11 protein-coding genes are annotated in these 14148 nt (G+C 54.3%); all 11 read left to right on the top strand.

Features of this window, described 5'->3' with window-relative positions; genetic code table 11:
* Window positions 1–107: 107 nt before the first annotated feature.
* The 11 genes from KWG64_RS04595 to KWG64_RS04545 all read left to right on the top strand — a co-directional run bounded on the left by KWG64_RS04595 (window position 108) and on the right by KWG64_RS04545 (window position 14075).
* A complete protein-coding gene (locus tag KWG64_RS04595) occupies window positions 108–1772 on the top strand; it encodes a methyl-accepting chemotaxis protein (protein ID WP_218521081.1) in 1665 nt (554 codons plus the stop codon).
* 703 nt (window positions 1773–2475) lie between these two features.
* A complete protein-coding gene (locus KWG64_RS04590; protein ID WP_305080192.1) occupies window positions 2476–3558 on the top strand; it encodes a porin in 1083 nt (360 codons plus the stop codon).
* 295 nt (window positions 3559–3853) lie between these two features.
* Window positions 3854–4864, top strand: coding sequence for an N-acetyltransferase DgcN (gene dgcN / locus KWG64_RS04585; RefSeq protein ID WP_218521080.1), 1011 nt, complete (start codon window positions 3854–3856; stop codon window positions 4862–4864).
* Window positions 4864–5829, top strand: a complete 966-nt coding sequence (dgcA, locus tag KWG64_RS04580) for an N-acetyl-D-Glu racemase DgcA (RefSeq protein ID WP_218521079.1) — start codon at window positions 4864–4866, stop codon at window positions 5827–5829. Before dgcN ends, dgcA begins: the two co-directional genes overlap by 1 nt.
* A gap of 30 nt (window positions 5830–5859) precedes the next feature.
* Window positions 5860–7737, top strand: coding sequence for an ABC transporter ATP-binding protein (locus KWG64_RS04575; protein ID WP_195815810.1), 1878 nt, complete (start codon window positions 5860–5862; stop codon window positions 7735–7737).
* 40 nt (window positions 7738–7777) lie between these two features.
* Window positions 7778–9322, top strand: a complete 1545-nt coding sequence (locus tag KWG64_RS04570; protein WP_218521078.1) for a glutathione ABC transporter substrate-binding protein — start codon at window positions 7778–7780, stop codon at window positions 9320–9322.
* 68 nt (window positions 9323–9390) lie between these two features.
* Complete coding sequence (locus KWG64_RS04565) at window positions 9391–10311, top strand: ABC transporter permease subunit (protein ID WP_218521077.1); 921 nt, start codon at window positions 9391–9393, stop codon at window positions 10309–10311.
* Window positions 10312–10320: 9 nt separating this feature from the next.
* On the top strand, window positions 10321–11232 hold the full coding sequence (locus KWG64_RS04560) for an ABC transporter permease subunit (protein WP_218521076.1): 912 nt from the start codon (window positions 10321–10323) through the stop codon (window positions 11230–11232).
* A gap of 36 nt (window positions 11233–11268) precedes the next feature.
* Window positions 11269–12351 carry a P1 family peptidase gene (locus tag KWG64_RS04555; RefSeq protein ID WP_218521075.1) on the top strand — a complete coding sequence of 361 codons (1083 nt, stop codon included), beginning with the start codon at window positions 11269–11271 and terminating at the stop codon, window positions 12349–12351.
* Entirely contained in the window at window positions 12348–13169 is an 822-nt protein-coding gene (locus KWG64_RS04550) for a M55 family metallopeptidase (RefSeq protein ID WP_218521074.1), read from the top strand. The genes KWG64_RS04555 and KWG64_RS04550 overlap by 4 nt, the downstream gene beginning before the upstream one ends.
* A complete protein-coding gene (locus KWG64_RS04545) occupies window positions 13170–14075 on the top strand; it encodes a LysR family transcriptional regulator (protein WP_218521073.1) in 906 nt (301 codons plus the stop codon).
* The last annotated feature ends 73 nt before the right edge of the window (window positions 14076–14148 follow it).

The following is a 14148-nucleotide window of genomic DNA, read 5'->3' as shown; positions in this document are numbered from 1 at the left end:
TTTAATGTTCATTCCTCGGAAGAAAGACGTACTTTTTTACAACAGTTTTTTCAGGAAACACCGATAAATATCTTTATGGTTTTCTGAAAAAAGGTATGTAAAAGAATATGTTAAATAGATTAAAAGTAGTGACTAGTTTTGTAATTATTCTGTGCTTATTTGGATTTCTGCAACTCAGCTCCGGCGTGTTGTTCTTTAAATCTCTCAAGCATGAAAACGAAAATATCATGACTTTTCAGATAATCCGGCAGCAACAATCGGCCCTTAACAACACCTGGGTAGCGCTTCTGGAAGCGCGCGCCACCATCAGTGTGGCAGCGATCCAATTTCTGGTTGAAGGTGAGAAAGGGGATGTGAACATTGATGTGAATGATGTCCTCAATCAGGCCAGCCAGTCGCTTAAGCAGGCAGAGACAAACTGGAATTCCTATTTGTCGCAGTCGAAACAAGTGGGAAATGACTCAGCAGAAATTCAGCGTCAGTACGACATATTTCACGGGGCACTCGTCGAGCTGATTGGTTATATGCGTGAGGGGAATATTGCTGCCGCTAACAGCCAGCCGACGGGAAGTTACCAGAATGGTTTTAGTGCTGAATACGATCGCTATCTGAAGCAGATTGACGACCGTTACCACACGGCCAGGGAGGACAGCGCCCGTTCTTACCGTACCGCAATCTGGATCACGGTGAGTATGCTGCTGGTCGTACTGATCATGTTCGTTATCGTCTGGAAAGGCATCCGCATCTCCCTCATTACGCCTCTTAATAAAAGTATCGAAGCGATTCGCCAGATTGCAGCAGGGAAACTGAACACCAAAATTGATGTGCAGGGCACCAATGAAATCGGCCAGCTTGCCGATACATTGCGGCATATGCAGGATGAGCTTTCGAATACCGTCGGCAAAGTGCGATTGAGTGCTGACGTTATCCTCACTGGCGCCGTTGAGATTTCGACAGGCAATAAAGATCTCTCTTCCCGCACCGAGCAGCAGGCCGTCGCACTGGAAGAAACGGCGGCCAGCATGGTTGAGCTGACAGCGACAGTGAAACAGAATGCCGAAAATGCCTCTCAGGCAAGCAGCCTGGCACTCAATGCGTCAGAAATTGCCCGCCGGGGCGGCAAGGTCGTGGATAACGTTGTGCATACCATGGTCGAAATTACCGACAGTTCGCAGAAAATTGCCGACATCACCAATGTCATCGACAGCATTGCGTTCCAGACCAACATTCTTGCACTCAATGCGGCGGTTGAAGCCGCGCGGGCCGGAGAAGAAGGGCGAGGGTTTGCCGTGGTCGCCGGGGAAGTTCGTAATCTGGCGCAACGCAGTGCAGAAGCGGCAAAGCAGATCAAAATGCTGATTGACGATTCTGTTGAAAAGGTTGGAACAGGTTCTGAGCTGGTGGAAAGCGCCGGTGAAACCATGAGTGAAATCGTCAATGCTGTCACCCGGGTAACGGATATCATGGCTGAAATTGCCTCGGCATCAGATGAGCAAAGCCGTGGGATTGAGCAGGTGGGCACCGCTGTTACAGAGATGGACCGCGTTACGCAGCAGAATGCCTTGCTGGTGCAGGAATCGGCTACGGCAGCGATCGCGCTGGAAGAACAGGCCAGTCATCTGACGCAGGCTGTCTCCGTGTTTCAAATCAACCCGCAGACGCTGCCGGTCACGCATGAAGACAAAAAGGTGAGTGGAAAACGTCCTGAGCAGAAAATCCTGCCGCAAAAAAACAGTTTTGCGGGAACAGAGGAAACCTGGGAGACCTTTTGATCAGCACAGAAGCATGATAAATGTGCTTTCGCCGCAAAATAAAATTGTCTGATAATTAATCACACGCCCGTTTTGAATAAAAAAAACTCAAAACGGGTAGCAATAAATTCCCCGCTTTGTTCAATTCAATCACCCGCGAAATTATTTTCAGATTCAATTTGGCTTTATTTCACTCAGGTCTTTTATTAAAAGTCCGAATACGGATGAAATTGCGTAGTACAAAAATCTTATGGTCGCATTTTCTATTTATTCGCTAATGAACTTATCAGTAAAATAATTACCCTGCTATGCACTATTTAAATGCACTACTCATTTTCCTATTGTGAATTCATTAACGATTGTTAACAGTAAAAAACCTTTTGAGAAAGGTGATCCCGCTTGCAACTGCTTTACAAAAGTAAACTTCAAATGCACCAAGATAATGCGTGGCACCATAATGGTGCAAAACGTTATGCGAAAACCGCATATAATCAGGGGGTTAGAGACTTATAATGGAAATATTTTGTTACATCTCTTTACTCAAAAAAGACTTAGTGTGGCGAACTTTTCCATTTTAACTTTTTGTGCTCAGTGTTAAGGTTCAAATCGTTTTACAGACAGACGCATTTAAAAACATGTACAAATACTCACAGCCCGATAATCAGATATTTAAATAAAGCGGGCATGAGAAATCCTTTATAAAAAAATCAAGGAAACTTAAATAATGATGAAGCGCAGTGTGCTGGCCTTAGCGGTCTCTTTAATTGCAGTGGGAACTACCGCAAACGCAACCGAAATCTATAACAAAGATGGTAATAAACTGGACCTTTACGGTCGCGTAACCGCTAAGCATTATTTCTCTGATGACGCTGGTTCTGATGGCGACATGACTTATGTTCGTCTGGGCTTTAAAGGCGAAACACAAATTAATGACACACTGACCGGTTATGGCCAGTGGGAATATAACGTTCAGGCTAACCACGCTGAAAGCCAGGGCACGACAGGTACTAAAACCCGTCTGGGCTTTGCAGGTCTGAAAGTTAAAGATTTCGGTTCTATCGACTTCGGCCGTAACTACGGTGTGGTTTATGACGCACTGGGCTTCACCGATATGCTGCCAGAGTTTGGTGGTGATACCGCTAACTCCGACAACTTCATGGTTGGCCGTGCTAACAGCCTGGCTACTTACCGTAACCAGGACTTCTTCGGTCTGGTGACTGGCCTGAACGTGGCTCTGCAATATCAGGCGAAGAACGAAAACGATGGCCGTGCTAACAACAAAGGCAACGGCGACGGTTACGGCGCATCTATCGATTATGAAGATATCGCAGGTTCCGGCATCGGTGCTGTAATCGCAGGTTCTTCTTCTGACCGCACCAACGGCCAGACCAACTCTCAAATCGGTGGCGGCGATAAAGCTTCTGCATGGGCGACTGGCCTGAAATACGATGCAAACCAGGTTTACCTGGCAGCAATGTATAACGAAACCCGTAACCAGGCGCCGATCACTGTTAACGGCACTGCTGGCTATGCAAACAAAACCCAGGGTTATGAGTTAGTTGCACAGTACCAGTTCGAAAACGGTCTGCGTCCGTCAATCGGTTACGTGCAGTCTAAAGCGAAAGATGTTGAAGGCGGCGTGGGCGATGCTGACCTGGTCAAATACTTCGAAATCGGTGCGACTTACTACTTCAACAAAAACATGTACACCTATGTTGACTACATGATCAACCAGATCGATGACAACAACAAACTGGGCGTAAGCTCTGACGACATCGTTGCTGTTGCACTGACTTACCGCTTCTAAGTTAGTGAACAAAATTATTACCCCATTCTGTGTCTGAAAAAGGTAATCGCAAAGGCAGAGTTCATTGGCTCTGCCTTTTTTTATTGCTGTTTTTCCGTGAATTTCCGCTCTTGGTTCACTGTTCCTCTCTCCCTGTACGTCATAAATAACCCCATAAATTCAATAAACTGAAACCTATAGCCTGAGGTTATACCCCAGCGCTAAACAAGTATTCGCCGGGTTGTGTCGCCCGTGGAATAGTGACCTCCGGCCTGACTTAAAACACATTCTAAAATTCATTTCCGGAGAAACTGACATGCAGCAAATACCCAAGCCTTACCTGTTATTCCTGGGCGATGTGATGGATCCGCTGGCGGCGAAAACGGCGCGCGGCATACACGTCTGGCGCCCTGAAGCGTGCGTCGGGCAAATTCGTCTGGCGACGGACTCTGTCTCCCTCGGGCTGCCGGATCTGGATATTGGCACAGCGGTCGCGCAGGGCGCAAAAACCATGGTGCTGGGTACGGCGAATTCAGGCGGAAAATTACCTAAACACTGGCTTGATTCCATTAAAACGGCCATCCGCGCCGGGCTGAACGTGGCGAACGGTTTGCATCAGGGGCTGAACGATATTCCTGAGCTGGTGGAACTGGCCGCTGAGCATAACGTGCAGCTGTTCGATGTTCGCCATATGCAGCCTGAGCTGGATACCGGCACCGGTAAGAAGCGCAGCGGCAAACGTATTCTGACCGTCGGCACGGACTGTTCCGTCGGCAAAATGTATACCTCGCTGGCGCTGGAATCTGCCATGCGTGAACTGGATTTGAACGCCGATTTCCGCGCAACCGGTCAGACCGGCGTGCTGGTGGCCGGTGCGGGTATTGCGATTGATGCCGTGATCGCTGACTTTATTTCCGGTGCGGTTGAAGCGCTGGCACCTGCCAATGACGACGATCACTGGGACATCATTGAAGGGCAGGGTTCGCTTTATCATCCGTCATTTGCAGGCGTCAGCATGGGCCTGATCCACGGTGCGCAGGCGCATTTGCTGGTGATGTGTCATGAACTTGGCCGCCCGCACATGCGCCATCTGCCGCATCAGTTTATGCCGACGCTGCGCCAGTGCCTGGACACCAATCTGGCGGCGGCCAGCCTCACCAGCCCGGACGTCAGAATTGCCGGTTTCTCGCTGAACACCTCTGCCGTGAGCGAAGAAGAAGCCAAAATCGCGCTGGCCGAAATCAGTGAAGAATTCGGCGTTCCGGCGACCGATCCGGTGCGTTTCGGCATCAAAAACATCGCGCAATGGATCAGGGATAACGGCTGATGACTCAGATGACTTTCGTGTCAGCCGAGTTGCCGCTGGCTAAGCCTTTTGCGATTTCACGCGGGACGCGCACCGCGGTGACGGTGGTGCGTGTGACCCTGACGGACGGTGAATTTACCGCAACCGGCGAATGCACGCCCACTGCGCATTATCAGGAATCCCCGCAAAGCGTCTGCGAACAGCTGGATTTAATCCGTCCGCTGGTTGAAGAGGGGCTGACCCGTGAAGCGTTGCAGGAAGTGATGCCGATCGGTTCGGCGCGCAATGCCCTCGACTGTGCAATGTGGCGTCTCGATGCGGCAAAACAGGGCAAAACCTTGTGGCAACTGCTTGATATGCCGAAACCTGTTTCGGTGATTACGGCTGAAACGCTGAGCCTGGACTCTCTGGAAAACATGGCGAAAGCGGCCGGAATTGCCGTGGCCGGTGGCGCGCAGTTGCTGAAAATCAAACTCGATCGCGAGCAGATTATTGAGAAAGTGGCGGCTATCCGCGCGGCGGCACCGCTGGCGACGCTGGTCGTGGATGCCAACGAAGCCTGGCAGGGTTTAGATCTCGGCAGTCTGTTTCAGGCGCTGCACGAATTTAACGTGGCGATGATTGAACAACCGCTTCCGGCAGGCAATGACAAAGATCTGGTGCGTTGTTTGCATCCCATTCCTGTCTGCGCCGACGAAAGCTGTCACGAACGTTCGGATATCGCCGGTCTGCGCGACCGTTACGAGATGATCAACATCAAACTCGATAAGTGCGGGGGGCTGACCGAAGCGCTGGCGATGACCGAAGAAGCCCGCCGTCTGGGGTTGCGGATTATGGTCGGGTGCATGCTCGGTTCTTCCATTGCAATGGAGGCCGCGCTGCCGGTGGCGGTTCAGGCCGAACGTGTCGATCTGGATGGCCCGATCTGGCTGGCGCAGGACGCCGAACCGGCATTGCGCTACGAGAATGGCGAAGTCTGGCTCTGATTTTTAACTGCTATATAAAGGAGACGTTTTTTGATTAATGAACAGCCATCGCCAATCTTGCAGATTAACGATTTGTCGGTCACGTTTTCCGGCCGTCAGGGCAAAACTCAGGCGCTGAAGGGCGTTTCCTTTTCTATTAACAAAGGTGAAGTCGTCGCCGTGGTCGGCGAAAGCGGCTCCGGTAAATCCGTCACGTCGCTCAGCGTGATGGGCCTGCTGCCGGATTCCGCCCATATCAACGGCGGCAGCGTAAATTTTTTCGGGCGCGACGGCACACGCCACGCGCTCAATTCCCTTTCGGCAGAATCGCGGCGCAAACTGCGTGGCCGCGAAATGTCGATGATTTTTCAGGAACCTATGACGTCGCTGAACCCGGTCTTACGGGTCGGCGATCAGCTTACGGAAGGGCTGATTGACCACGGGATGGCTACAAAAGCCAATGCACTGAACAAAGCCCGCGAACTGCTTAAACAGGTGCGTATCCCCGACGTTGAACGCATTCTCAAATGTTATCCCCACGAACTTTCCGGCGGTATGCGTCAGCGCGTGATGATTGCGCAGGCGCTGGCCTGTGATCCGGCATTACTGATTGCCGACGAACCCACCACGGCACTGGATGTCACCGTGCAGGCGCGAATTCTGCAAATCCTGCGTGACCTGCAACAGGGCACCGACATGTCTGTTCTCTTTATTACGCATGACATGGGCGTGGTCGCTGAAATTGCCGACCGCGTGGTGGTGATGTATCAGGGCAACGTGGTGGAACAGGGCAGCGTGACCGAAATTTTTGCTCATGCGCAGCATCCTTATACCCGCGCGCTGCTGGCCGCCGTGCCGAAACTGGGCGACATGCGCGGGCTCAAATGGCCTCGCCGTTTTCCGCTGCTCGGCGCGGCTAAAAATGGCGCAAATAAGCAATCGATTGCAGGTGATGAGGCTCACATTTCAGCCGCGGACGGCGATCAGAAAACCGCGAATTACGACGCACCGCCGCTGCTGGATGTGCGCGGGCTGCGGGTCTGTTATCCGATCCGTTCCGGCGTGCTGTCGCGTGTGACCAAAGAAGTTCACGCCGTTGAGCAGATTGATTTTTCAATTTGGCCGGGCGAAACGCTGGCGCTGGTCGGGGAAAGTGGCTGCGGGAAATCCACCACCGGGCGCGCGATTTTGCGTCTGGTCGGCAGCGAATCTGAAAGCATTCATCTGGAAGGCAAAGAAATCACGCTGATGCGCGACACGCCGTTTCAGGCCGTCCGCCGTCAGATCCAGATGGTGTTTCAGGATCCGTATGCGTCGCTGAACCCGCGTCTGACCGTCGGTTTTTCTATTGCTGAACCTTTATTACTGCACGGCCTGAAAAAATCACTGGCAGATGCCACGCCGGTGGTGAATCAGCTGCTGAAAAGCGTCGGGCTGGATCCCTCTTTTGCGCGCCGCTATCCACATGAATTCTCCGGCGGCCAGCGGCAGCGTATTGCCATCGCGCGCGCCATGGCGTTGCAGCCGCAGGTGATTATTGCCGACGAAGCGGTGTCGGCGCTGGATGTTTCTATTCAGGCGCAGGTGGTGAATCTGATGATGGATTTACAGCGCGACACCGGCGTGGCGTGGCTGTTTATCTCGCACGATATGGCGGTGGTGGAACGCATCGCCAACCGGGTTGCGGTGATGTACAGCGGGCAGATTGTGGAGATTGGCCCGCGAGACTCTGTGTTTAGCAATCCTCAACATTCTTACACCCGTCGCCTGCTCAGTTCTGTGCCGGTGGCGGATCCGACGCAGCGTGCATTGCGCAATTTTGATGATGTGGAAGTGAAATCGCCGGTGCATCCGGCCGGTGTACAGATAGAAAAACTCAGGTACAGCCAGGTTTCGCCGCACCACTGGGTGGCTGAACAACAGGCATAACGTTAATTTTTTTCTTTTTTGGAATACACAGGAGAAGTTCATGCACTCAACGTTCCTACGTAAAAGCCTGCTGGCCGCAGGGCTGGCGCTGTGTTTTGCCGCCTCCGCACAGGCGAAAGATCTGCGCATTTCCATGTATGCCGACGTGACCGGTTTTGATCCGCACGACACCACGGATACGCTGAGTTATTCCATTCAGAGCGGCATTTTTGAACGTCTGTTCCAGTTCGATAACAAAATGGCCGTCGTGCCGGTGCTGGCGACCGATTACACCAGTAACAGCGACGCCACAGAATTCACTATTAACCTGCGTCACGACGTAACTTTCCAGGATGGCACGCCGTTTAACGCCGATGCGGTGAAAGCAAACCTCGATCGCCTGGCGGATCCGGCGAATCACCTTAAACGTAACTCACTGTTCAGCATGATTAAATCGGTAGACGTGGTCAGTCCATATCAGGTCAAAATCACGCTGAATAAACCGTTCGGCGCGATGATCAACACGCTGGCGCACCCGTCTGCGGTGATGCACAGCCCGGCGTCGCTGAAACAGTATCCGAATGAGCAGGATCTGAGCGTGCATCCGGTCGGAACCGGTCCGTTTAAATTTGTCGAATGGCAGCAGGGCAAAGACGTGAAGCTGGTGAAATACGACAACTACTGGCAGAAAGGCTGGCCGAAAGTCGATTCCGTAACGCTTTACCCGACGCCGGAAGATTCCACGCAGGTGGCAAAACTGAAATCCGGCGGCGTGGATGCGGTGTATCCGCTGCCGTCTGATCTGGTGGAAACCGTGAAAAGCGATCCGAAACTCGATATCGCGCAGGATCCGGGTATCTACCTGTACTACATCGCCTTCAACACGCAGAAAAAAGAGTTCTCCGACGTACGCGTCCGTCAGGCGATTAACTACGCCATCGACCGCAATCTCTGGCTGAAAGTGGGCTTCGCCGGTTTAGGTTCGCCGTCCACGTCGCCGCTGCCGAAAAACGTCCAGTTCTATCAGAAACAAACCACGCCGGATTACAGCTACAACATCGCCAAAGCGAAAGAGCTGATGAAAGAAGCCGGATATGAAAAGGGCTTCGACGTGGAAATGTGGAGTTCGAATAAAACCGACCGCATTCGCAGCGCGCAATTCCTGAAACAGCAACTCTCGCTGATAGGTGTGCGCGTGAAGCTGGTGCCGATGGACGCCGGAACTCTGACGCAGCGTCTGTGGAGCACGCCGAAACCGGCAGATGCGAAAGTTGAAATGTATTACGGCGCATGGTCTGCCTCGACCGGTGATGCTGACTGGGCACTGCGTCCGCTGTTCGCGACCGAATCGTGGATCCCGTCGGCGTACAACGTGTCGTACTACAGCAACAAACAGGTCGATGCGGCGATCACCGCCGGGCTGCAAACCGCCGACGTTGAAAAGCGTAAAGCGGCCTATGCCGATGCGCAGAAACTGCTGTGGGCCGATGCGCCGATGGCGTATCTGGGCGTACCGGATAATCTGGTCGGTAAGAGCAAAGCATTGTCCGGCGTCTACATGCTGGCCGACGGTTCTCTGATTTTCAATCAGGCACAGTTTAAGTAACAGAGGTGCTGTTTTACTCCCTCCTTTTTATCGGGGAGGGAGTTTACTGAATTCAGGGAAACACATTTATGCTGACCTATTTTCTCCGCCGGATACTGGAAATGATCCCGGTTTTACTGGTGGTGTCCTTACTGGTATTTGGATTTATCAAGCTGCTGCCGGGTGACCCTGCGCGTATTTACGCCGGTCAGGATGCGCCGATTGAGGCGGTTGAGTCAGCGCGGCAACTGCTTGGTATGAACGATCCGCTTCCGGCGCAGTACTGGCACTGGCTCAACGGCATGGTGCATGGCGATCTGGGCACGACATACCGCACGCGTCAGCCGGTGTTAAGCGTGATTGAAAGCGGATTTATGCCCACGTTGCTGCTGGCGCTGGCCGGTTTCGCCTGGTCGGTGGTTCTGGGGCTGGTGATTGGCGTGGTCTCGGCGCTTAAACGCGGCAAGTGGCAGGACTGGACGCTGATGAGTATGGCGGTCGGTGGGATTTCCATGCCACCGTTCTGGCTCGGGTTGCTGCTGATTCAGTTTGTTGCCATGCCGTTTGGGCTATTTGCTGTCAGCGGATTTAACCAGCCGACCGACATCATTTTACCGGCAATTACGCTCGGTTCTTCGGTGGCGGCGGTGATGGCGCGTTTCACCCGTTCGGCGTTTCTCGATGTCGCGCAGGAAGATTACGTACGCACGGCCAACGCCAAAGGCTTACGTGCGCGGCTGGTGACCTGGAAACACATCATGCGCAACGCGCTGATCCCGATACTTACCATGCTCGGCTTGCAGTTTGGTTTCCTGCTGGGCGGTTCGATTATTGTCGAAAGCGTCTTCAGCTGGCCGGGGCTGGGCTGGTTACTGATCGAATCTATCAAAACGCAGGATCAGCCGGTGATTCAGGCGCTGGTGATGCTGTTCGTCTTTGAATTTATTCTGATTAATCTGCTGGTTGACCTGCTTTATGCGGTGGTTAATCCGGCGATTCGTCTGCGCTAGGAGCTGCATATGACCGATCCTGTCTCAGTGACCGGAGAAAATCCACCGGCAGCGGTTGCCCCGCACAGCGATGATATCCGCTCGCCGTGGTACGACTTTTTCCAGACGTTTATCCGTCATCCGATGGCGCTGGTGTCCGGCGGATTTATTCTGTTGCTGATCCTGGTGGCCATTTTTGCACCGTGGCTCGCGCCTTATGATCCGATGACGCCGGACTGGATGGCGCTGGGCGTCGGTCCGACGCCGGAACACTGGTTCGGCACCGATGATTTAGGCCGCGACGTGCTCAGCCGCATTATTTATGGCGCGCGGATTTCGCTCTACGTCGGCATTTTCTCGGTCACGCTGGGCATGATTGCCGGTGTTTTGCTCGGGTTACTGGCGGGCTATTATGGCCGCTGGGCGGACATGCTGATCATGCGCGGATCCGACGTTCTGTTTGCGTTTCCCGGTATGTTACTGGCGATAGCCGTTGTCGCCATTCTCGGCCCCGGCCTGAATAACGTGATTATCGCCGTGGCGGTGTTCAGCGTACCGGTTTTCGCCCGCATCGTGCGCGCGGCAACGTTATCCATCAAACAAAGTGCCTACGTAGAAGCGGTGCGCTGCGTCGGTGCGCCTGACCGCGTGGTGATTTTGCGCCACATTCTGCCGGGCACGCTTTCGAACGTGATTGTCTATTTCACCATGCGCATCGGCACCAGCATTCTCACCGCTGCCAGCCTGAGTTTTATCGGCCTTGGCCCGGAACCGGACGTGCCGGAGTGGGGCAATATTCTGGCGATGAGCCGTAACATGATGATGGCGGGTAAATGGAACGTCAGCGTTTTCCCGGGTCTGGCGATATTCCTCACGGTTCTGGCGTTTAATTTGCTGGGCGACGCGCTGCGTGACACGCTCGATCCTAAACTGAAGAAGTAAGTTCTGACTGAACTCATGACATGAAACGGAAGACTGATGCACCCGCAATATAATCAAGACGAATTCACGCAGCAGGCGCTGGCGGCCTTACTGCAACGCTGGCGCAAAACGCGTCAGATCTTTCACCCGCGTTTTCCCTGCGGGCCGGCCAATTCCATCACCGACGTTGCAGGCGTGACTGTCGGCCACAGCACGCTGGCGGCGGGGGATATCCAGACCGGCGTCACCGCGATTGTGCCGCCGGGCGATAACCTTTATGAAACCCCGTTGCCGTGCGGCGCGGCGGTGCTGAATGGTTTTGCTAAACCGATGGGGCTTACCCAGATAATGGAACTGGGCGAACTGCAAACGCCCATTCTGCTCAGCAACACCTTCGCCACCGGCACCTTGTTCAACGCGCTGGTGAAACGCAGTTGCGCACAGTTCCCGCAAATTGGCCGACCGGACGCGACCATTAATCCGGTGATCCTCGAATGTAATGACTTCTATCTTAACGATATTCAGGCGATGGCGGTCAGTGAAGACGACGCGCTGACCGCACTCGACGGCGCGACCACAACGTTCTCCCGTGGCAGCGTGGGAGCCGGGCGTGGCATGAGCAGTTTCGGCCTTAAAGGTGGGGTCGGCACGGCGTCGCGCTGGTGTGAAGAACTGAATGCAACGCTCGGCGTGCTGGTGCTGGCGAATTTCGGCAAGTTGTCTGAACTGACGCTCGACGGCGTGCGCGTCGGGGACGCCATCGCGCAAATCCAGCCACAACTTGCTCCGCAGGTGGACGCCGGTTCTGTCATTATCATCATGGCCTGCGACCGTTATCTCGACAGCCGCCAGCTCGGACGGATCGCCAAACGCGCCGGCGCCGGGTTAGGGCGCCTGGGCAGCTACTGGGGTCATGGTTCCGGTGATATCGCGCTGGCATTTTCCACTCAGCGTGACGGTGTCACGTTAGCGGATGCAAAATCAGAACCGCTGCTGGCGCTCGCAGCAGATGCTACAGAACACGCTATTATTGATGCCTTACTGAGTGCAGAAACCGTCTGTGGATTCGACGGACATTACCGGCTGGGGCTGACTGAAATTCTGGACAACCTCGCAAATTTAAAAGGGAACCCATTATGAAAATCTTTATCTCTGCTGACATCGAAGGTATTGCGGGCGTGATGCGCCCCGAGCAATGCAGCCCGGGCAATGCGGATTACGACGCCGCGCGGGCGCTGATGGAAGGCGAAGTGAATGCGGCCATCGACGGTGCATTTGCCGGTGGCGCAACCGAAGTCACGGTCGCTGACAGCCACGCGATGATGCAGAACCTGCGTGCAGACAAAATCGACCCTCGCGCCCGTCTGGTGCAGGGCAAACCTCGCGGATTATCGATGGTTGAAGGCCTGCAACAGCAGCAGTACGACGGCCTGATGTTTGTCGGTTATCACACTGCCGCCGGAGAAAACGGCGTACTGGCGCACACCATTAATGGCCGCGCCTTTTACCGCGTCAAACTCAACGGCAACGTGGTTGGCGAAAGTGATTTGTACGCCGCCGCCGGGGCCGAACTGAACGTTCCGCTCTGGCTGGTGACCGGCGACGATCATCTCGAAACCTGGATCCGCCGTCATTACCCGGAATCACAGTACGTCTGCGTAAAACGTGCGATTTCCGCCAATGCCGCCGAATCCGACAGTCCGTCAATTGCCTGCGCCAAAATCCGCAAACAGGCGACGATTGCCGTCAGCAAACCCGCGCCACTCACCGCCGGAAGATTCAGCGGGCCGTACCATCTGGAGCTGATGGCCGCCAGACCGGTTCTGGCCGACTTGTTCAGCCTGCTCCCGGGGGTTGAGCGCATCGACGCCGTCACCGTGGGCTATCACAGCCCGAACGTCGCCAATATTATCAGCCTGTTAAGCGCGTTTTCTTATCTTGCGACGACGCAGAAATAAATGCGCTTACGCCACATTGAAGTCTTTCAGGCGGTCTTACAGGCGGGCAGCGTCAGTGGCGCGGCACGTCTGCTCAACGTTTCGCAGCCCAACGTCAGCCGCGTACTGAACCACGCCGAGCAACAACTGGGTTTCACGCTGTTTGACCGCACGCCGCAGGGGCTGATCGTCACGCCCGAAGGTCGCCGCCTGATGCCGGAAGTCGAGGCGTTGTTCAGCCATATTCAGGCGATTGGCGAACTGGCTGAGCAGTTGCGTCAGGGCGAAGGCCAGCACGTGCGTATCGGTTCAGCGCACGCGCTGGGGCACAGCGTCATGGCTCCGGTGCTGGTAGATTTTCGCCGCCAGACGCCCGGCGGCAGCGTCGAACTGGTGACCGGGCATTTCAACACGCTGAGTCAGGATCTGCTGCAATACAAAATGGATTTCGCGCTGGCGTTCGGCGAACAGGCCACGCAGGAACTGGTCGCCGAGTCGATTTATCAGGCCAACATGGTGGCGTTATTACCGAAGAATGCCGAAGTCGAAGGCCCGGTGTCTCTGGCGTGGCTGTGTGAAAACGATTTGCTGATGCTCCAGCAACAGGATCCGCTCGGGCAGGTGCTCAACCGCGTCCTGCGCGAGAATGGCCTGATGCCGCATTCCGCGTTGTTCATCAAAACCTATTCTGTGATTGCCGACATGGTGCTGGCAGGCGGCGGTGTTGGTGTTGTTGATACGTTCACCGCCCGGCGGTACGTCGATCAGCTGAAGATTGTGCCTGTCATGGAGGCATTGCCGTTTGAGGTGATCCTGCTGAGCAGGAAGGATCAGCCTGCTTCGCAGGCGGCGTTAAAGCTTAAACAGCTGATTCGGCGGAAATTGTGGGAGTTGGGGGAGGACAAAAGGGGGCTTTTGAATCCCTGAATTCAAAACCTTGGGTTGCCACCCAAACCGGCCTCAAGGAGCGCCTGTCGCCGCGCCCCTTGAGAATCCCGGG

Source organism: Rahnella sp. PD12R, from assembly GCF_019200965.1.
Classification (GTDB): Bacteria; Pseudomonadota; Gammaproteobacteria; order Enterobacterales; family Enterobacteriaceae; genus Rahnella; species Rahnella laticis.
Note: the sequence above shows the minus strand (reverse complement) of the source record. Positions and strands in the feature narration are given on the sequence as shown.

Bases quoted from the DNA above. Each gene is read 5' to 3' on its own strand.
- KWG64_RS04595 (WP_218521081.1), top strand. From the start codon at position 108: ATGTTAAATAGATTAAAAGTAGTGACTAGTTTTGTAATTATTCTGTGC.
- KWG64_RS04590 (WP_305080192.1), top strand. From the start codon at position 2,476: ATGATGAAGCGCAGTGTGCTGGCCTTAGCGGTCTCTTTAATTGCAGTG.
- dgcN (WP_218521080.1), top strand. From the start codon at position 3,854: ATGCAGCAAATACCCAAGCCTTACCTGTTATTCCTGGGCGATGTGATG.
- dgcA (WP_218521079.1), top strand. From the start codon at position 4,864: ATGACTCAGATGACTTTCGTGTCAGCCGAGTTGCCGCTGGCTAAGCCT.
- KWG64_RS04570 (WP_218521078.1), top strand. From the start codon at position 7,778: ATGCACTCAACGTTCCTACGTAAAAGCCTGCTGGCCGCAGGGCTGGCG.
- KWG64_RS04565 (WP_218521077.1), top strand. From the start codon at position 9,391: ATGCTGACCTATTTTCTCCGCCGGATACTGGAAATGATCCCGGTTTTA.
- KWG64_RS04560 (WP_218521076.1), top strand. From the start codon at position 10,321: ATGACCGATCCTGTCTCAGTGACCGGAGAAAATCCACCGGCAGCGGTT.
- KWG64_RS04555 (WP_218521075.1), top strand. From the start codon at position 11,269: ATGCACCCGCAATATAATCAAGACGAATTCACGCAGCAGGCGCTGGCG.
- KWG64_RS04550 (WP_218521074.1), top strand. From the start codon at position 12,348: ATGAAAATCTTTATCTCTGCTGACATCGAAGGTATTGCGGGCGTGATG.
- KWG64_RS04545 (WP_218521073.1), top strand. From the start codon at position 13,170: ATGCGCTTACGCCACATTGAAGTCTTTCAGGCGGTCTTACAGGCGGGC.